This is a genomic window from Myxococcales bacterium, assembly GCA_016703425.1.
Taxonomy (GTDB): domain Bacteria; phylum Myxococcota_A; class Polyangia; order Polyangiales; family Polyangiaceae; genus JADJCA01.
The window spans coordinates 315407-334870 of the sequence record JADJCA010000009.1 but is presented as its reverse complement, the minus strand read 5'-3'; the positions used below and the strand labels follow the sequence as shown (position 1 = coordinate 334870).

At 67.4% G+C, this 19464-nt stretch carries 17 protein-coding genes and 1 pseudogene; 4 read left to right on the top strand and 14 right to left on the bottom strand.

Going from position 1 to position 19464, the window contains the following annotated elements:
- Positions 1-35: 35 nt before the first annotated feature.
- Positions 36-695: a MotA/TolQ/ExbB proton channel family protein gene (locus tag IPG50_19135; GenBank protein MBK6694298.1), complete on the bottom strand. Its 660-nt coding sequence runs from the start codon at positions 693-695 to the stop codon at positions 36-38.
- Positions 696-1584: 889 nt separating this feature from the next.
- On the opposite strand from IPG50_19135, the gene IPG50_19130 reads away from it, so the two are divergent.
- The 3 genes from IPG50_19130 to IPG50_19120 are packed head-to-tail and all read left to right on the top strand — an operon-like array spanning position 1585 to position 3499.
- A complete protein-coding gene (locus IPG50_19130) occupies positions 1585-2217 on the top strand; it encodes a MotA/TolQ/ExbB proton channel family protein (protein ID MBK6694297.1) in 633 nt (210 codons plus the stop codon).
- Between the two features lie 51 nt (positions 2218-2268).
- Positions 2269-2844 (top strand): biopolymer transporter ExbD, encoded by a 576-nt coding sequence (locus IPG50_19125; GenBank protein MBK6694296.1) that lies wholly within the window; start codon positions 2269-2271, stop codon positions 2842-2844.
- A gap of 10 nt (positions 2845-2854) precedes the next feature.
- Positions 2855-3499 carry a biopolymer transporter ExbD gene (locus IPG50_19120; protein MBK6694295.1) on the top strand — a complete coding sequence of 215 codons (645 nt, stop codon included), beginning with the start codon at positions 2855-2857 and terminating at the stop codon, positions 3497-3499.
- A gap of 81 nt (positions 3500-3580) precedes the next feature.
- On the opposite strand, the gene IPG50_19115 is transcribed toward IPG50_19120, so the two are convergent.
- From IPG50_19115 to IPG50_19065, 11 genes are all read right to left on the bottom strand, one after another.
- Positions 3581-3742, bottom strand: a complete 162-nt coding sequence (locus IPG50_19115) for a hypothetical protein (GenBank protein ID MBK6694294.1) — start codon at positions 3740-3742, stop codon at positions 3581-3583.
- 324 nt (positions 3743-4066) lie between these two features.
- Positions 4067-5209, bottom strand: a complete 1143-nt coding sequence (rodA, locus tag IPG50_19110; GenBank protein MBK6694293.1) for a rod shape-determining protein RodA — start codon at positions 5207-5209, stop codon at positions 4067-4069.
- A gap of 28 nt (positions 5210-5237) precedes the next feature.
- Positions 5238-7253, bottom strand: coding sequence for a penicillin-binding protein 2 (gene mrdA / locus IPG50_19105; protein ID MBK6694292.1), 2016 nt, complete (start codon positions 7251-7253; stop codon positions 5238-5240).
- The gene (mreD, locus tag IPG50_19100) at positions 7250-7777 is read right to left on the bottom strand and encodes a rod shape-determining protein MreD (GenBank protein ID MBK6694291.1); all 528 of its coding nucleotides are present in this window, start codon (positions 7775-7777) and stop codon (positions 7250-7252) included. Before mreD ends, mrdA begins: the two co-directional genes overlap by 4 nt.
- A complete protein-coding gene (locus IPG50_19095; GenBank protein MBK6694290.1) occupies positions 7777-8571 on the bottom strand; it encodes a rod shape-determining protein MreC in 795 nt (264 codons plus the stop codon). The genes mreD and IPG50_19095 overlap by 1 nt, the downstream gene beginning before the upstream one ends.
- 183 nt (positions 8572-8754) lie before the next feature.
- Entirely contained in the window at positions 8755-9789 is a 1035-nt protein-coding gene (locus IPG50_19090; GenBank protein MBK6694289.1) for a rod shape-determining protein, read from the bottom strand.
- A gap of 279 nt (positions 9790-10068) precedes the next feature.
- Entirely contained in the window at positions 10069-10230 is a 162-nt protein-coding gene (gene rpmG / locus IPG50_19085) for a 50S ribosomal protein L33 (GenBank protein MBK6694288.1), read from the bottom strand.
- Positions 10231-10341: 111 nt separating this feature from the next.
- Positions 10342-10935: an RNA-binding protein gene (locus tag IPG50_19080; protein ID MBK6694287.1), complete on the bottom strand. Its 594-nt coding sequence runs from the start codon at positions 10933-10935 to the stop codon at positions 10342-10344.
- A 542-nt stretch (positions 10936-11477) separates the two neighbouring features.
- Positions 11478-13061, bottom strand: a complete 1584-nt coding sequence (locus IPG50_19075) for a HAMP domain-containing histidine kinase (protein ID MBK6694286.1) — start codon at positions 13059-13061, stop codon at positions 11478-11480.
- A gap of 17 nt (positions 13062-13078) precedes the next feature.
- On the bottom strand, positions 13079-14053 hold the full coding sequence (locus IPG50_19070; GenBank protein MBK6694285.1) for a GAF domain-containing protein: 975 nt from the start codon (positions 14051-14053) through the stop codon (positions 13079-13081).
- A gap of 919 nt (positions 14054-14972) precedes the next feature.
- Positions 14973-16493, bottom strand: coding sequence for an ABC transporter permease (locus IPG50_19065; protein MBK6694284.1), 1521 nt, complete (start codon positions 16491-16493; stop codon positions 14973-14975).
- 69 nt (positions 16494-16562) lie between these two features.
- On the opposite strand from IPG50_19065, the gene IPG50_19060 reads away from it, so the two are divergent.
- Positions 16563-17942, top strand: coding sequence for a serine/threonine protein kinase (locus IPG50_19060; protein ID MBK6694283.1), 1380 nt, complete (start codon positions 16563-16565; stop codon positions 17940-17942).
- 7 nt (positions 17943-17949) lie between these two features.
- Here the strand turns inward: IPG50_19060 and IPG50_19055 are convergent, their stop codons facing one another.
- Together IPG50_19055 and IPG50_19050 are read right to left on the bottom strand one after the other, a co-directional pair.
- Complete coding sequence (locus IPG50_19055; GenBank protein ID MBK6694282.1) at positions 17950-18996, bottom strand: hypothetical protein; 1047 nt, start codon at positions 18994-18996, stop codon at positions 17950-17952.
- A pseudogene (locus IPG50_19050) lies at positions 18933-19460 on the bottom strand (carboxypeptidase M32). The gene IPG50_19055 and the pseudogene IPG50_19050 overlap by 64 nt, the downstream one beginning before the upstream one ends.
- Between the last annotated feature and the right edge of the window lie 4 nt (positions 19461-19464).

The following is a 19464-nucleotide window of genomic DNA, read 5'->3' as shown; positions in this document are numbered from 1 at the left end:
CTGGACTGGCAGTCACCGACGGTTCTCGTCGCTCTTCAGGCCGCGGCCGAAACGCCGCTGAGGTTGACCTTCTGGCGGTTGTTCACGACGAGGTTGAGGATCTGAACGCTGGCCTCGTTGATGTCGTCTTCCAGGCCCTGGGTCTTGCCGTTGAGAACGGCGTAACCGATGAGGCCGATGATGGCGACGATGAGACCGAAGGCCGTGCAGTTCATGGCCTCGGAGATACCTTCAGCGAGGATGCGGGCCTTTTGGCTCGGGTCGACGCTCTCGCCGGAGACGGCGCCGAAGCTCGTGATGAGACCCGACACGGTTCCGAGGAGACCGGTGAGCATCGCGAGGTTGGCGAGGAGGGCGAGGTAGCCGGTGCGCTTGGCGATGCGCGGGATTTCGCGGAGCGCCTGCTCGTCCATGGCCGCTTGGACCTCTTCGTCGGGGCGGTTGACCTTCACGAGGCCGGCCTGAACGATGCGCGCGAGCGGCGCGTTGGCGGCGCTGCACATCTTGACGGCCTTGGCGACGTCACCGGCGAGGATGCACTTCTGCATCGTGGCGAGGAAGACGTCCTTGTTGATGGAGGAGCCGAACAGATAGATGGCGCGCTCGATGATGATGCCGATCGTGAGGATCGACCAGAAAAGGATGGGGTACATGCCCCATCCACCTTCCTTGAAGTGCTTCCAGAGAGATGCCATTTCCGTTGTCCTCCTCGATCCTGTTTGGCTTCGTCGCGGCTCTCTCGAGCCTTCGCGTCAGTGACTTGGTGAAAGTGGGGGGTGCCGAAGTTCCGCGCGGCGCGCCCTGCTGGAGCAATTCTTGAAGTCGAAACGCGTGGCGCCCTTCGATAAGTAGCGGCCCTGCTTGCCGGCTTCAGGCTCCGAGGCGAAACCGGCGCGGGGACGTTATCGGATTGTCCCGCCCGGTGGCAAGCAGCCTTACACGTGAGATGTACGTGATCGTGACTTCTTGCGCCGGCGGCGGCGGTGGCCACGAAGAAAGAACGTCGCCGGTGGGCGACGAAGAGGGCAAGGAAAGCGAGGCGGCGGGCGCGCAAGGCGCTGCCCGGCGGCCCAGGCTCGTTAGACTTAGCTCCATCGATCGCCTTTGCTCGGAAAAACCGAGCCATTTCGAATGTTCGGCCGCCGATGAAAAAAAAGCACCGGTGGCAGAACGCGGAGGCGGCCCGCGAACGCGGAGGGGCCGCTTCGGGGAAGGGGAGCCGCGCGCCGGGCCCAAAAGGCGACCGGCCGGCGGCGAATCCTCCGCCACACTTCATGAAGGACCTCCCTCGCGTTGACTTCCAGAATCCGAAGCTTGTATCGTCCTTCCCACAAAGCGCCCCTCGGAGTCCCTCGATCCAACTTCACGCGTGTTCGCGTGGCGTCGAAAGAGGAGAAGGGCGCGGTGGTCGAACGGCGACAAAGCGCGAAGCGCTCGAAGCGCCGATCGATTAGGCAAGTTTCCACGCACAATCGCAATCAGCGGAACGAAGCGGCACAACAGCCGCAAGGAGCATCGGGGATGTTCGTCCTTCTTGAAGGAGCTCAGGCAGCGGCGGCGCAGAGCAGCTCGGGCGGCAACAGCCTGATGGAGGCGTTCAAAGAGAACCCCACCTTCCTCGCGATCAACCTAGTCGTGAGCGCCATCGTCATCGCGATGGTCATCGAGCGCGCGGCGTTTCAGCTCGGCAAGTACCGCGTGAACTCGAAGGAGTTCTTCGCGCAGATCAAGAAGCTTGTGACGGCCGGCAACATCGACCGCGCCATCAAGCTTTGCGACGCCGGCGACTACCCGACGTTGCAGCTGGTCAAGGCGGGGCTGACGCACGCGAACAAAGGCGCCGACGAAATCGACGCCGCCATGAGCGAGAAGATCGGCGAGCTCAAGCCCGCCGTCGAGAAGCGCATCGGCTCGTTGTGGTCGCTCGCCAACATCGCGACCCTCATCGGTCTCCTCGGCACCGTTGTTGGTCTCATTCACACCTTCGGCGCCGTCGCCGCGCAGGGCCTCTCGGCCGCTGACCGCCAGCGCATCCTCGCCAACGGTATCGCCGAGGCCATGTACAACACAGCGCTCGGTCTCCTCATCGCCGTCGTTTGCATGATCGCGCACCTCATTCTCCACCAGCGCGCGAAGAACATTCAGCACGACCTCGACGCGACCCAAGAGCGCGTCTTCAACCTGCTCACGATCCAGACGCGTCCCGGCAGCCTCTGATCCCGCTCTGATCCCTCAAGCTGATCTCAGACCCGGACCAAGGACGGATCGATGAACAAGGAGCCTGAACGCCTTAGCGCCGCGCAGCGGAGCAAGGTGCGGCGACTGTCGCAGCAGAAGGAGCTCGCCCCCGACGAAGAGGGCGGCGAGCTCAACATCGTTCCGTTCCTCGACATCATCATGAACGTGCTGATGTTCGTGCTCGCGACAGTGAGCGTCACCTTCACGGCGACCATCGACACCAACCCGCCGCGGGCCGGTGGCACGGGGGCCCGCGCTCCGACGACGCCGACCTTGGGTCTAACGATCCTCGTCGTCCCCGACGGCTTCAGCTTGAAAGCGCGCGGCGGCAACGTCGCGGCCGGCTGCAACGACGCGGGCCCCGGCCTCGCCGTGGGCAAGGCCACCGTCGATGGCAAGGTCGACTACGATTTCGCGTCGCTGACCAAGTGCGTGAAGAAGCTCAAGAACCTCTCGCCTGACTTCAAGGACGAGGTCTCTGTGACCATCAGCGCGAACCCGAACATCCCCTATCAGGTCGTGATCAGCACCATCGACGCCGTTCGCAAGGACGACGAGTCGGGTGAGGAGCTCTTCCCCGACGTGAACTTCGGATTGGCAAGGTGAGAGCGTGACGATGCAACCTCAAGGTGCCGGTGGAGTTGGCGCACCGCCGACGGGCGGAGACGGAGGCGGTTTTACGCCGCCGCCGCCGCAGAAGCCGGCCAGCATGGCCACCTACAAGCGCCTGCTCCGCAAAGAGATCCGCCGCAACGCGCACCCGCACGAGGTCAACTTCCTCAACATCACGGCCATGCTCGACATGATGACGATCATTCTCGTCTTCTTGCTCAAGAGCATGAGCCAGACTTCGGCGTCGATTCCCCAGTCGCCGGACCTCACGATTCCGAAGAGCATCCTCACCAAGGAAGCCTCGCAAGAGGGAGTGCCGGTGCTGATCTCGAAGTCGCAGATCGTCGTGGACAACCAGCCGATCCTGCCGGTCCCTGCCGATGCGACGCACGGCGTTGAAGGCAAATACAAGCGCGGCGGTCCCAACGACCTCTACATCGTTCCCTTGGCCACGACGCTGCAGTCCTGGCGCGACCGCGACAAGACCATTCGCGCGGCCACGGGCAAAGATCCGAGCTTCAGCGAGGCGATCATCATCGCCGACAAAGACACGCCGTACCGTCTGCTCGTCGAGGTGCTCTTCACGCTCGGTCAGACCGAGTTCTCGAAGTTTCACCTGATGGTCATGCAGGGCTCGAAGGGCAAGTAGCACTCGCGCTACCAGGCGGTCCCGTCGTCCGAGTTGCCGCTCGCGCTGCGTTCGCGCCAACGCCGGCGCGAGCTTCGCTCGCTACTGCGGCAGGCAATATTGCGACTGGTAGCAGCACTCACCGGTCGCGCACGTGCCTCCGGTGCAGGCCGGCGGCGTGGTCCCCGACAGCGCCAACGCGATGATAAACAGGCTGTAGCTCGGACTCGAACCGCAGGCCGCCGTCGTGGGCGTCGGCGCCACGCTCGTGTCGGGGACGTCCGCGTCGGGGCGTCCGCGTCCACGAGGGGCCGTGCGTCCACCGCGTTCGTCGGCGCAGCGTCGGCGGCGCTACTGGTCACGGCCCGAATGCTGGACGCTTCCGGCCCGCCATCGCTCTCCGAGAGCGCCGCGGCGCCTTGCTCAAGCTCGAGGCCCGTTGCGCAGGCTCCCGAAACGACGACCAGCGGAAGGAGCAACGTGAAGAGGGGGCGTGCGGCGACCATGGCGCGAAGACTCTACGCGCGAAAACCGCCACCGTAAGTGTACTTTTTCGATGGGTGCGGGCGCGCAGCCGCCGCAGGCGCGTCAGAAGACGCGTGTTCCGCCCTGGAAGCGGCGAATCGAGACGTTCATGAGGAGGCCGATGCCCATCAGGATCGTCAGGACGCTCGAGCCTCCATACGAGAAGAGCGGGAGCGTCACGCCGACCACCGGCAGGAGGCCTGTGACCATGCCGAGGTTGAAGAACGCGTGCCAGAAGATCATCGCCCCGACGCCCACGGCCACCACCGCACCGAAGCGATCTTTGGCGAGGCTCCCGATCCGAATCGCCCAGAGCACGAGGAACGTGTAGAGGCCCACGAGCGCGAGGCAGCCCAAAAAGCCCCAGTCCTCGGCAAACACAGCGAAGGGAAAGTCGCTGTGCTGGTCTGGCAGGAACTGGAACTGGTTCTGCGTGCCGCGCATGAACCCTTGGCCGACGACCTGCCCGCTGCCGATGGCGATGCGAGCGTGATGGGCGTGCCAGTTGGCGCCGAGGATGTTCGCCTCGGGGTTCAGGAACGAGATGAGGCGCTGCTTCTGGTAGTCCTTGAGGACGTAGTTCCAGGCGACGGGGAGCGCGATGGCCGAGGCGACGCCGAGCTTGAGGACGCTCGCGAGGCGCACACCGGCCAAGACACAGATCGTCGCGAACACGAGCCCGAGGATCAGCGCCGTGCCGAGGTCCGGCTGCCGCATCACCAGGCCTACCGGCAAGAGTGCGAGGGCCGCCGGCACGACGAGATCGCCCAAGGTGCGGCCTTCGGCCCGCGGATCGTCGTGGAGGTACTTGGCGAGCGCGATGATCAGAAAGAGCTTCATGAACTCGCTCGGCTGAAAGCTGAACGAGCCGATGTAGATCCAGCGAGAGCTGCCCCGAATGTCGCGACCCAAGACGAGAACCAAGAGCAGGAGCACCACGCCGAGCGCGTAGAGCGGATAGGCGAAGCGCTCGTAGAGGCGGTAGTCGACGGCCGCGATGACCGTCGCGAGGATTCCGCCCGTGACCAGCCAATAGACCTGTTGAACGTAGACCTCGGAGAGCGCCGCGCGCGCCGCGCTCGTGGCCGAATACAGGTTGATGACCCCGATGACGGCGAGCATCGCCGCCACGAGGAACAGCGGCCAGTCGAAGTTGTCGCGTGCGCCATGAACGGTGCGGCCACGGCTGCCGAGCGCAAAGTTCATCGCTGCGCTCCTTCTCGGGAAAGGCGAATCATCGAGGGTCGCCCTTCGTGCCTTGCCGCGGGGGCATCGGTCGTCCTGCGCGCTGCGCGGCGAGGCGCGCGTATTCGCGGATCACCTGCATCGCGATGGGGACGGCCGTCGTCGGGCCGGAGCCGCCGTGCTCCACCAGCACGGTGACGGCGATCTCCGGGGCGCGCGTCGGGTAATACGCGGCAAACCAAGCGTGGTCGCGCGTCAGAAAATACGCGCGCTTCGGATCGTCGGCGTCGGGACGCGCGTTGCCCGTTTGCGCCGTTCCGGTCTTGCCCGCGACGTCGAGGGTCGCGTCCTTCATCGGGTAAGCGGTGCCCTTCGGGTCGGCGACGACGGCCGCAAGCGCCTCTTGAATGCGCGTCAGGTGCTCGGCCTTGAGGCCGACCTTGCTCCGCACGCGCGGCGGGAAGTCTTGCACCACGCTGCCGTCGCTCGTCTCGACGGCGCGCACGATCTGCGGAAGGTACAGCGTTCCGCCGTTGGCGAGCCCCGCGTAGGCGAGCGTCAACTGCATCGGCGTGACCGTGGTGGCTCCTTGCCCGATGGAGGAGTTCAACGTGAAGCCGATGCGGAACTGGCCTCGGTACCGAAGCGCGTACCAGGAGCGCGTCGGGATGCGACCCGGCGCTTCGGGGTTCACGCCGATGCCGGTCTTCTGCCCAAGGCCAAACTCGGTGGCCGCCTTGGCGATGCGATCCATGCCGACGATCTCGGCGAGCTTGAAGAAGTAGACGTTGCAGGACTCGGCGAGCGCGTCTTTCAGGTTCACCTTCCCGTGCACGTGTGCGCAGCGGAAGATGCGTCGACCGAAAGACAGGTAGCCGTCGCAGCGCTCCGTCTCCTCGGGTCCGAGGAGGTTGTCTTCGAGGCCCGCGAGCGCCGAGAAGGGCTTGAACGTCGAACCCGGTTGGAACGCGCCGCTGACGGCCCGATCGAGGAGCGGCCTGAGCGGGTCGTTCTGCAGCCGCGCGAAGGTCTCGCGAACGCGCGCCTTGCCGCTGCCGCCGGACAGGTCGTCGGGATCGAAGTCAGGCTTCGAGTAGCTCGCGAGGACGCGACCGGTTCGCGCGTCGGTGACGACGATGGCGCCGGCGGGGTGAGGTCGCATCGCCTTCTCGATGCCTTGCATGAGCTCCATGTCGAGCGTAAGCCGGAGGTCGCGTCCCGGCAGGGGCTCTTGCCGCGCCTGTCCGATGAGGACGCGATCGGCCTCGGCGCCCGTGCGGTAGCGACCGCGCGCATCAACGACGCGTCGCTCCCAGCCGCGTTGGCCTCGGAGGTAGCTCTCCCAAGCGTGCTCGACGCCGGTGGCGCCCACGAGGTCCGAAGCCTCGTAGGAGAGCGGGTTGACCTTCTGCCGCTCCTCCGCGCTCAGCTTCTCGTAGCCCGGGGGTCGGACCTTCGCGAGGCCCTCGGCGTCGATCTCCGCGACGTAGCCGAGCGTGTGCCCTCCCAAGTGGCGGAACGGGTAGAACCGTACCGGGTTGCCGACGACCTCGACGCCCACGAACTCCGGCTGGCGCTCGCGGAGCTGCGCTACCAGATCGCGGTCGAGATCCTCGCGCACCAAGAGCGGTCGCCAGCAGGGCGAGCGATCTTCGTCGGTCGTGCAAGCTTGGCGCATTCGCTCTTCAAAGCGACCTCGCTCGTCGGGGTTGAGCCGAAGCGTCTCCGCGACACGCGGCCAGACCTCCGGGGCCGCTTCGGCGCGAGCCTTGCCGGGTCGCGAGCTCGGCATCACGCGGCCCGGGACCACGAACACGTTGTACGAGATGCGGCTCGAGGCCAAGACCAGGCCCCGCGCGTCGCGAATGACCCCGCGCGTCGTGGGGAGCGTGACGCGTCGCAAGATGTTCTCGCGAGCAATCTCCGCGTAGTCGGCGCCGGTCACGATTTGCAGGAGGAAGAGCCGCGCGACGACCGCGAGGAACGCCACCAAGACGAGGCTCACAAGGACTCGGTAGCGCCGTCGGAACTCCGACGCGTCGGAGCGCGGGACGAGCATGCTCATGGAACGACGCCGCCCGCAGGACGAATGGTGGTCTGCGTGCTCGCGTGGATCCGCATGGCAATTCGAAACACGAGCGGCGCCATGAGCCCCGTGGCGAGGACATGGGGGATGACCAGCGGGTAGAGCATGCGAGGGACCCACGCGTCGCGACCGAAGATGGCCAGGAGCACCAGGATCATGCCCGAGTGGATTCCGGCAAACACGGTCGCGAAGGCCGCTTGCATGAGCACCGTCTGCGCCGAGAGTCGCACCGACGCGGCGCGCGCCAGGAGGAACACCGCCACGTGCGCGAAGGTGTAGAGGCCCACCGGCGCTATGGCGACGAGGTCGGTGACGTAGCCCAAGACGAACGAGACCGACGCGCCACGCGCGAGCGAGTAGTCGTGCACGCCCATGAAGACGATGATCGGGAGGACCAGCGACGGCACGAGCCCGGGGATCTCGAGCGAGCCGAGGACGCGAAACGAGTTGGCCTGAATCAGGAGCAAAAAGAGTCCCGCCACGAGGAACGCTGAGTTTCGCATCACCGGCCTCCCTTGGGCTTCGGTAGCGGGTCAACGGCCACGTCGTCGAGCGGCGGTGTCAAGAGGATGAGCACGGCGTCGATGCGAGAGAAGTTCACCGTCGGCACGGCTTCGACCTCTTGGTCGCGCCCCAGCTCGCGCTTGATGACCTTCGTCACGCGCGCCACCGGTAGGCCTCGGGGAAACCACTTGCCCTTGCCGCTCGTAACCAACAGATCGCCCACTTCGACTTCGTCGCGCGCGTCGACCATCTCGACGCGGCACGCGTAACGCTTCGGATCGCCCGTTCCCCGCACGAAGCCGCGCGCACGAGTCCGTACGTCTTCGACGTCGATGCCGAAGGCCGCGTCCGTCGAGAGCTGGACATCCACGGCGTTGCCGTTCACCCGGAGCACGGTGCCGACGACGCCGTCGGGGACGACGACGGGCATGCGCGCGCGCACGTCGCGCGCGCCGCGGTCGAGCACCACGCGACTGACACGGAAGAACTCGGTGAAGTTGGTGCCCACGACGAGCGCGCTCGCGGTCTCGCCGGGGGTGGTCTCCTTGAGCTGCAAGAGGCGGCGGAGCTCGCCGTTCTCCGCTTCGCGGCCCTCGAGGCGATGCACAGTCTCGCGCAGGCGCGCGTTCTCGTAGGCGAGCCGGGCGTTCTCGCCCTTGACGTCGACGAGGTAGAAATAGTCGGCCGCGAGGTTGGAGACGCCGCGCGCGAGGCTCGCGGTCCAGAACTCGATGGGGGCCGTGACTCGGAGCAGCAGCCGGTCCATGGCGTTCAGGTTCTCCGGCCTCCGCATGTTGGCGCGGAGCACGAAGAACGGCACCGTAAGGAGTACGACGACGATGGCTAGGTCGCGATAGCGCTTGAAGGCCGACACGGGCTGAACCCTCGGGGTGACGTTGCTTCGCGTGTTCTCCTCGAGTGCGCCGGAGCGCCATCGGCGCGCGAATGCGCCGGGCCGAGCCACTCGAACCACGCGCTAGCTGATCGTCACCTCCTTCAAAAGCTCCATGTGATCGAGCGCTTTGCCGCTGCCCAAGACGACCGCGCTGATGGGGTCGTCGGAGACCATGACCGGCAGGCCCGTCTCCTCGCGCAAGAGGACATCCAGGTTCTTGAGCAACGCGCCGCCGCCGGTGAGGACGATGCCCTTGTCGACGATGTCGGCCGCGAGCTCGGGCGGCGTCTTCTCAAGGGCGAGGAGCACCGCTTCGACGATGGCGTTTGTGGGTTCGGCGAGCGCTTCCCGGATCTCGTCGGAGTTGACGACGACGGTCTTCGGCACGCCGGCCACGAGATCGCGCCCCTTGACCTCGCTCGTGAGCTGCTGCTCCAGCGGGTACGCGTTGCCGACCTGCATCTTGATGCGCTCGGCCGTCTGCTCGCCAATGGCGAGGTTGTACTTGCGCTTGAGGTAAGCCTGAATGGCCTCGTCCATCTTGTCGCCGCCGACGCGAACGCTCTGCGAGTACACGATGCCGGCGAGCGAGATGACCGCGACCTCGGTGGTGCCTCCGCCGATGTCGACAACCATGTTGCCCGAGGGCTCCGTGATGGGGAGGCCGGCGCCGATGGCCGCCGCCATGGGCTCCTCGATGAGGTAGACCTCGCGCGCCCCGGCGCTCTCGGCGCTCTCTTTCACGGCGCGCTTCTCGACCTCCGTGATGCCGAAGGGCACGCAGATGATGATCCGCGGCTTGACCAGGGTCCGCCGGTTGTGGGCTCGCGCGATGAAATACCGGAGCATCGCTTCGGTGATCTCGAAGTCGGCGATGACGCCGTCGCGCAGGGGCCGGACCGCGCGGATGTTGCCGGGCGTGCGGCCGAGCATCTCCTTGGCCTCACGGCCGACGGCGAGCACTTTGTTGCCGCCCCGGGCGTCGCGCTGGACGGCGACGACGGACGGTTCGCAAGACACGATGCCCTTGCCCTTGACGTAGATGAGCGTGGTCGCCGTCCCCAAATCGATGGCGAGGTCGTTCGAGAACAGGCCGTGGAGCCAGTCGAAGATCATCGGGTGGGGATTCTCCGGCGCCGTTGGGTCCAGGAGTGAACCAGGGGCGGGCGGAGCTTCTACCACACGACGTCGGGCCGTCTAGCGCCAAAGCCCGGCGAGCTGAACAAGTGTGAGGTGTTCGACGAACGGGGGGACCGCCGCTCTCGGAGCGAGACGTGTTTGGCCCGTGCGCGAAGAGACAGGCCCGCGCCCGACGGGCAGCAAAAAGCGCTCGCCGGCGACCTGCCAGCGAGCGCTCGAAAGGCGAACGAGCGCGAAGAGCCTCGAGGGCTCGACTCACCCCTTCGAGATTTTGCCTTCTTTGTGCGGATGATGTTTCCGGCACGTAGAGCAGAACTTGGTGATCTCGAACTTCTCGGACATCGTCCGCTTGTTCTTCGTGGTCACGTAGTTCGCACGGTTGCAGTTGCCGCAGGTCAGCTTGATGATGTCGCGCATCGCGAGCTCCGGGATTCAGTGGGCGCCAGGCGAAGCCGCGGCGCCCCAAAAAGAGGGGTCAGCGGAAGTACTCTCACGGTCTTCCGCCGTCAAGACTCGTCAGAGGGCACGTCAGTCGTCGTCGCCCGTGCCGCCCTTCCAGTCGTCGTCGCGCTGGCGCTTCTCGCCGCCGCCGAAACGGCGCTTCTTCGGGCCGTCCTCGTTGGCCGGGCCCGCCTTGCGTTTGCCCCGATCGTCGAAGGCTCGTCGTGGGGGCGCGGGCGGGCCGCCGAAGCCACCCCCTGCGGGCGGTCCGCCGAAGCCGCCGCCGCCGAAGCCGCCGCCGCCACCGCCACCACCGAAACCTCCACCGCCGCCACCGCCGGCGTAGCCTCCACCACCCTCGCGAGGCGGCGGACGATCACCCTTGGGGTGAGCCAAGTTGACGACGAGTCGCCTTCCTCGAAACTCTTGTCCCGAAAGCGAGGTCGCCGCCGTTTTCGCGGTCTCGGAACTCGCCATCGTGACGAAGCCGAAGCCGCGCTTGCGGCCGTCCGGGTCCGTCGGGAGGTGAACGCGCACGACCTGGCCTTCTCCGGCCACGCCGCCAATGAGGGTCTCAACCTCCTGGATGGTGCAGTCGTAGGGCAGATTGCCGACGTAGAGAGTGCGGTCCGGGGCCTGCGCAGCGCCCCCAGGGCCGGCTGGCCGCGGCCCGCGATCCATCGGGGGGCCGCCCGGCGCGCCACCGCCGAAGGAGCCGCCGCCCCCGAACGTACCTCGCGAGGGAGGCCCTTCGCCCCGTTTCGGGGGCTCCTGCGAGAACGGTCGGACAGAGATGGATCGGCCCGCTTGAAGCGACCCGTCCAAAACGTCGCGCACCGCCTGTGCCTCTTGTGCGGAGGACAGGGTTACGAATCCGAAGCCTCGCGGGCGTCCTGTTGCCCGGTCCTTCGGGAGGCTCACGTTGATAACCGTGCCTCCCGCCGCTTCGAATACTTGCTTTAGCGCCTCTTCCGTCATGCTGTCGGGCAAACCGGCCACAAACAGCTTCGCGTCGTCACTCGCCATGGTGAAAAAAAACGGACCCTCCCGAGCCCTGGCGGCGGCGCAAGCCGACGCCCAGTCTGAACAGCACGGCGCTGCCGCTCGCGGCATGCCGTCCAGAGAGGATATCGGGGGACGCCGGCAGGTCAACACAAGACATCGGCCCGCCGGAAATGAGGACCGATTTCCCGCGCGGCGTCTTCGAGCGGCGCGCGGGCGGATTACCGTGACGTTCCCGCCGCAAGCGCTGGGATCGACAGGGCGAAAGTCGACCCGCCCGCGCCCTCGGAGCTCTCGACCCACGCCCGCCCGCCGTGGCTCTCGGCGATGTGCTTCACGAGCGAGAGGCCGATGCCGCTCCCGCGAACGGGCGCGCCCGTGGGCGCGATGGCGCGGTTGCCTCGGACGAAACGCTCGAAGATCCGCTCGCGATCTTCTTTGGGTACGCCGGGCCCTCGGTCGATGACGCGGACGATCAACTCGCTGCCCTCGCGGGAAGCCCGGACGCGGACGACCTTCCCGTCGGAGGCGTACTTGAGCGCGTTGTCGATGAGGTTGATGACCGCAAGTTGAACGGCGCGCTCATCGAGCATCGACTCACCGAGCTCGCCAACGATGTCGCACGTCAGCTCCACGCCTTCACGCTCTGCGTGGTGCCGGTAGGTGGTGACGGCGCGGGTGACGGCAGCACCGAGGTCGCCGACGGCGAAGTCGTAGGCGTCGTGACCCCGATCCACCTTGGCGAAGTCGAGAACGTTTTCGATGAGGCTCGAGAGGCGCTCACTCTCGGCGACGATGATGTCGATGTACTCCTTGTGCTTGCTCGCGTTGGCAACGCGCCCCGACTGGAGCATCTCGCCGAACATGCGAATGAGCGCCAGCGGCGTCTTGAGCTCGTGGCTCACGTTGGCGACGAATTCGCTCTTGAGCTCGCTGATGCGTCGCTCCTTCCAAGTCGCGAAGAGGATCGCCATGACGCCGGCCACGACGACGAGGCACGCGAAGGCCACCATGATGAGCTCGAGGAGTCGCCGATTGGCGACGCGCGTGGCTAGCTCCTCGCCGGTGGCGGGGACGACTTGCAGCGACCAGTTGTAGAGCGTCGTAGGGAAGCGCACCGAGACGGTGAACTGGCCCGTTCGCAGCTGCGGGCCGAAGATGATGCGCCCCTCTTCGTCGACGACATTGACGCGGCTCGGTGCGGCGCCGCCGACGGGCTCGGCGGTGAGGCTCGGGAGCGCGTACTTCACGATGCGCCCAATGTCGTGCCACGCCACCACGAGGTAGCGCCCGCCGGCCTGTTGCTTTTGCCAGTAGCTCACCAGGTAGCTCTGGCCGCGGTAGACGCGATGCAGGTGCCTCAGCTGATCGAGCGGCTGGCCGCCGAGCTCCATGTCGCCGAGCATCCGCACGACGAGGAGCCGACGAAAGGCCTCGTCCTCTGCGAGGGCTCCGCTCGCGCGCGACGCGAAGCTGAGGACGTTGCGCGCTTCGTCGAGGACGAGGATCGCGCGGATCGTCGGCGTCTCGCGAGGGGCCGTCGGAAGCCAGCGCTCCGTCAGCTCGAGCACGTGGGCCGGGTCGGCGATGGCCATGATGGCGCTGTCTTGCTCGACGATGCGCTTGTCGATGCGGTCAGCCTTCTCGCGAGCGAGCGCCAGCGTGGCTTCGAGCACCGACTGCTGGCGGAGCTTCTCGATTTGAAGCGTCGTCCGAACGGTGAAGTACGCGAGGACGCCGACGGCGACGAGCACCGCAGGCACCAGGAGGAAGGTCGCGATGCCTTGGCGCGCGCGTTCCTTCATTGTTGTGTCGGCTCACGTCACGTCGACGCGCGCGATTGCTCGAAGGCGCGACTGACCTTCTCGGCCTCGAGGACCACGCCGCGCGCGGCGACGAACTCCGCGTATTGCTCCGCCATGTACGTGAGCGCGTTGCCTTCCAGCTCGCTGAAGGGCGCGCCGTCGAGCGGGTTCACCAGCTCGATGACACCGAGAAAGCGGCCCGCTTGCATGACCGGGGTCACGATGATGCGCTTCGCCCCGCCGAGCGACGCAAAGCGACCCGCCGCGATGCTGCCATCGGCGGGAGGTTCGTTGACGACGACCGAGCGGCGCTTGCGCATCGCCTGCGAGAGCAGCGCGTCGGACTCTCCGGTGCGCTCGAGGAGGTGCTTCTCCGTGCTGCCGCCGCGCACGCAGACGATGACGAACTCGCGCTTGTCGATGTCGTAGAGGTGGAGATACGCGGCCGCGGAGGGCAGCTTCTCCATGGCGACGGCGAGGCAGAAGTGCCCGCCCTCCAGGGCGTCGCTCAAGAAGTGGACGGCGTGCATGTCCTCGAAGAGCTGCGCGATGAGCTCTTCGCCGGGCACGCGCTTGTCGCCCATGGCCCTGCGGCGCGCGGTGTCGGTGACCGAGAATCCGCCTGACGACGACGGTCGAGCCAGGCTCGCGGACGGGGCTGCGGCGGGCGGAGCGGGAAGTGGCACCGGGACGAACGACGAGACCTTGGCGACGGCCTGCTCGCCGAAGGTGGCCCCGGGCGCGGGCGCCGACGATGCGGTGGGCGGCGGCGGCGGCGGAGGAGGAGGAGGAGGAGGAGGAGGGAGGAGAGAGCGAGGTCGGCCGGCGGCGGCGCGTGCCGCGGGATCGCCGAGGCCGCCAGGCTCGACGCCATCTCCGGCGGGATCGACATCGTCGGCGCGTCCGAAGGTGTCGGGGCGTGGCTCGCGGCGGCGCCGGCCGAGCGCCGTGGGTACGAAAAGCTGACGGCCGGGGTCTTCCAGTCCTTCCACGCGAGCACCACGATGGGCTTGACCTTCGCGTTCGCTGGCGGCGCATCGAAAGCTGCAATTTGCACGAATTTCCCGCGGGGCTGCGACGACAGCTCGGTCTCGAGGTCGGCGAGGTGGGTGCGCAGTGCGATCTCGATGCTGGTCTCACTGGAGCCGGCCGTCACCAAGACCGCTTCTTCGCGGTAGTGAAGGGGACTCGCGGCCGAAGGGGCCTGCTCGCGCCGGGAAAGGACCGGCAACGGCGAGCGCGGCGCGGCCGGCGGTGGCGGCGCCGAAGGCGCGAGGCGGGCCGCGGGTCGGCTCGCAGGTCCGGGGCGCGGCGCCGACGACGGTGGCGCCGGTGTGACGGCGGGCGCTGTTGGCGCCGCCGGAGCCGGCGCGGCCGGCGGCGGGGCTGCGGCGGCGGTCGCCGCTGCTGCTGCGGGTGCTGGCGCGAGCTTCGGTTTGGATTCGGGCACGCGAGGCTGCGACGTGGGCGCCGCCGGGGCTTTGGGCGCAGGCGCGGCCGGGGGCCGAGGCGCCGCCGGTCGCGCGCCAGCCGCGCCCGCGGCCGTGTTTGGGCGAACCGTCGGCGTCGCAACGCCATCGTCGAGCACCCCCAACGGGAGCGCCGCGTCGCCTTTCTTCACCACGTAGCGAAGGCGGGCCATGGGGTCGACAGCGCGGCAGCCGTCTTCGAGCAGCTCGATGGAAAAACCGCTTATCTGGCCCTCTTCACCGCGCAAGCGGCGCGTGTCTTGGAGGGCTTTCTGCCAAGTGTCGGCCTCGACGCCGTATCGCTTGGCGTCCGTTTGGCCAAGCGCGTTCACCTCGACGAGAAACCGCATGGGAAGAAGGCGGAGCGTACCGAGCGCTACCGTGCACGGTCAACGTGAACCGCTCCGACAGTGCTTTTCCCACCAGGCGGTGGCGGGCGCCACTACTCGGCGCGAAGGCCCTCGGAGGGCCGCATCCGCGCCGCGTAGAGCGCTGGGAAGGCCGTCGCGATGAGGCAGCAGCCCACGGCGAGGCAGCCCGTGATCACGAACTCCGTCGGCCGGAGGTTCACCGGGAGGTGCGAAATGAAATAGACCTTCGGGTCCAGAGGAAAGCCGTACGCCAAGAGGAGTCGACAGGCCGCGTAGCCGAGGATCAGACCCAGCGCTGTGCCCACGATGCCGATGATGGCGCCCTGGTAGAGAAAGATCCGAAGGACCGCCGCGTCGCTGGCGCCGAGCGCCTTGAGGAGGGCAATCTCCTTCTTCTTGTCCAAGACCACCATGATCAAGGTCGCGACCACCGTGAAGGCGGCGACGACGAGGATGAGCGCCAGCACCACGCTCATGGCGATCTGCTGGATGAGGAGCGCCGTAAAGAGACCGCGGTTGAGCTCCATCCAGTCCATCGTGTGATAGACGCTGTTGCCGAGCAGAGCGTCGATGGACCGCGCGATCGTTCCCGCGTCGTCAATCGTTGCGACCTTCATCTCGACACCGGTGACGCTGTCGCCTTGGTCGTAGAACGCCTGGGCCTCGAAGATGTCCGTGTAGACGAGCTTCGAGTCGTATTGATCGAAGCCGGCCTCGAACATTCCGACGACGCGGAACTGTTTTGCGATGGCCGGCCTCGCGCCGGAGGCGCCGAAGCTGAAGCCGATCATTGGGCTCGTGACTTGAACGCATTGACCGATGTCGGCGCCGAGCTGCACACCGAGCGAGCGGCCGATGACGATGCCCGGCAGCCGCTCGTCGACGCCTTCCTTGGAGCAAGGATCGTCGTCGAGGCCCGGTAGCGGCACGTCGTCGGTCGGCAACTGGCTCTGAAACCCGCCCTGCGGCGTGACGTCGCCGACGGGGCCGCCCGGGACCGGCGCATTCTCCGGCGCCGCGCTGGCCAGAGCGGCTGCCTTTTGGTCGTCCTTGTCGATCTCGCGCCTGAGGACGTCGAGAAAACCTTCGGTGCCTGCGTCCCGATCGAGAGGGCGAAATAGGTTCTCCCGGTTCGCGTCGCTCGCCCGCTCCGGCGCCTTCGCGCCAGGCCGCCTTAGGCCGTCGAGCGAGCCTTTGACCATGTGCTTGGGTAGGTCCAGGACCTTGCGCATGAGATCGGGGTCGACGCCCTTCAAGAGCACGCCCGTCGCCGTCCGGTCGCCGCGCGTCACCATCATCGGGTTGATGATGAAGGGTGCCACGCCGGTGACCCCAGGCACCTTCTCTACCTTGGCCATGACGTCGCGGTATTCGCGAAAGTCGATGGAGTACTTGAGCACCAGCACGTGCGCGTTGACGCCCAGCACCTTCTCGCGGAACTGGTCTTTGAATCCGCCCGTGACGCTCATCACGATGGAGAGCGCGGCCACCCCGAGAATCACCCCCAACATCGCGAAGGCGGTGCCGAGCGAGACAAACGCGCCCTTCTTCGACGCCATGTAGCGGAGGGCGAGCTGGAGCGGATAGCCCATCGGTCGAGTGTCAGTAGCAGCGCGCCTTGGACTTTCGCAAGCGTCGCTTGCGATATATTCCTCTCGGCCGTGGCCGAAGCACCCGATCCGAAGAGCGCCGAGACCCTTCCGGCGCCGCCGAGCGCCGACGCGGGGGCCGGCGATGGACGAGGTGGTGACGCGCTCGAGGGCTCCGTCCTCGATGGGCGGTACCACGTCGAACGGCTCCTCGGCGAAGGCGGTGTGGGGCGCGTGTATCTGGCCCGCCATCGGTTCATCGACAAGCCCGTGGCCCTGAAGGTTCTAAGGTCCGGGGTCGCCGGCAGTCGCGAAGCGCTCGATCGGTTCCTCACGGAGGCGCGGGCCGCGTCCACCATTGGCGACGCGCACATCGTCGAGGTCTCGGACTTCGGCGAGCTCTCCGACGGCTCGCGCTACCTGGTGATGGAGTTCTTAGACGGCGTGAGCCTCGCGGAGGTGGTCCGCGGGGGGCCGCTCCCGCTGCCGCGGCTCCTCTGGATTTGCCGGCAGATCGCCGATGGTCTCTCGGCGGCGCACCGGGCCGGCATCGTCCATCGAGACTTGAAGCCCGACAACGTGATGTTGGTGCGGCGCGGCGCGGAGCCGGACTTCGTCAAGATCCTCGACTTCGGCATCGCGAAAGTGACGGCACCAGAGGGCGCCCGTGAACCGCTGACGCAGGCCGGCGCCGTCTTCGGAACGCCGCACTACATGTCGCCGGAGCAAGCGGCGGGCACGCTCGTCGATGAGCGTGCCGACGTCTACGCGCTGGGCGTCATGATGTACGAGATGCTCTCGGGCCGCGTCCCCTTTGACGCGGAGGTCGTCGCGAGTGTCCTCTCGCAACATCTCTACAAGGCGCCAACGCCGGTCACGCAGGCGTCGTCGCGCGCGGACATCTCGCCGGAGCTCGAGCGCCTCGTCATGAAGTGCCTCGAGAAAGATCCGCCGAAACGCTTCGCGTCGATGGCGGAGCTTGAGCGCGCGCTCAACGCCCTGATCGTCGCGGCCGAGGCGCCCGCCAGCGAGGCGCGGGCCGCTCAGCCCGTTCAACAGGGCACGCCGTCGCGTCTCCGGAAGGGGCTCGTCGCAGTTGTCGGTGTACTCTCGGTGGCGACGCTCGCCGTCGGCGCGCTCCGCCGAAGGCCTTCGGCGACTCCCGTGCCCACCTTGCAAGTCGCGACGGAGGCCACTCTTTCCGGCCCGCTCGTGATCGCGCCAACGCGGCCGTTGCCCTCTACCGTGGCAGAAGCACCGCCGCCGGCTAGCGCGGCTCCTGCCGTCGAACCCGCCGTCTCCGCGCCCAGCGGCGCGACGCTTGCTGCTCCGGCCCCTCCGCCGCAGGCCCGCTCGAGCGCCATCAAGGCAAGGGCGTCCACCGCGCCGAAGCGCCCAGTCGCGCCTTCGATTTCGGAACACGACGATCCGTGGCGAAAGACGGTCCGCTAGGTCTTCTTCAGAACCGGTAGACGAGGGCGCACTTCTTCGTCAGCGCGTCGACCAGCGTTCGATGGCCGAGCACGGAGCCGGTGGCGCGTTCGAGGAGGGCCGGCGCGGGGAACGTCTTTCCGTGGCGGTGCACATTCGCGCGGAGCCACGAGAGCAGCGAAGCAAAGTCGCCACGGCAGAAGGCCTCCTCGAGGTCGCCGGTCGCGCGCTCGGCGGCGGCGAAGAACTCAGCCGCCATGAGGTTTCCAAACGTGTACGTGGGGAAATAGCCGAAGAGCCCGGCGCTCCAGTGTCCGTCTTGCAGGCAGCCCTCGGCGTCGCTCGAGGGCGGGACGCCGAGCTCCCTCAGGTACGCCTCGTTCCACGCGCCCGGCAGCTCGCGCGCCGCGAGATCGCCCGCGAGGAGCGCGCGCTCCAGCTCCGTGCGGACGACGACGTGGAGGTTGTAGGTCACTTCGTCGGCGCGCACCCGATTCGGCCCCGGCTCCACGGCGTTGATGGCTCCGACGAAGTCATGCTCGGGCACGTCGTCGAGGGTGCCGGGCCAAGTGCGGCGCAGCTCGCCGTAGAGGCATCGCCAGAAGCCGGGACTGCGGCCGACGAAGTTCTCCCAGAGTCGCGACTGGGACTCGTGCACTCCGTAGGACGCGGCCTCGCCGCGCGGCGTCCCGAAGGCCGAAACCGGCAGGCCCTGATCGTAGAGCGCGTGGCCCGCCTCGTGGAGCGCTCCAAAGAGGCCTTCCTGGAGGTCCTCCTCGTAGAAGCGCGTCGTGATTCGGGTGTCGTCGGGGCCGAGGTGCGTGCTGAAGGGGTGGGCCGACGTGTCGAGGCGACCGCGCCGCCAGTCGAAGCCGAGTCGCGTGATGACGGATTCCGCGAAGCGTCGCTGCGCTCCCACCTCGACGCGGCGTCGCAAAACGTCGCTCCGCGGTTGGACAGCGGCGCCGCGGACCCGCCCGAGGAGCGCGCGGAGCTCGCGCGCGAGGGGAGGAAGAGCGAATCGATCGACGCCGCGGTCATGCCAGGCTCGAACTCCTGGAGCAGCGCCTCCCATGGCGTCTCGTGGTCCACGGCGAGCGCCGCGCCCTCCTCGCGCTTTGCTTGGAGCACCGCTTCGAGGTGCGGCAGGAAGGCCGCGAAGTCGTCGGCTTTGCGGGCGCTCGCCCAAGCGTGCTGGGCGACGGAGGTGAGCCGCGCGGTGCGCTCGACGAGCTTGCGCTCGAGGCGACACTTTCGTGACGTCGAGCGTCGCCACTCACGCAGGTTCGTGGCCCTCTCGCCGGTGCCCCTCGCCAGGTCGGTGCTGGAGAGCTCCTCGAGTCGCTCGAGGGCTCGCGGCGCGATGAACTTCTCGTGCGCGATGCCCGCGAGCTCCGCGATCTGGTCCCCTCGATGCGCGACGCCACCCTCCGGCAACATCGTCTCGCCGTCCCACTCGAGGACGTTCTTCGCGGAGTCGATGAGCGCGTGGCTTCGAAAGTGGAGGAGCAGCTCGGCGTAGGCGTGATCGGCCTGCATGGGT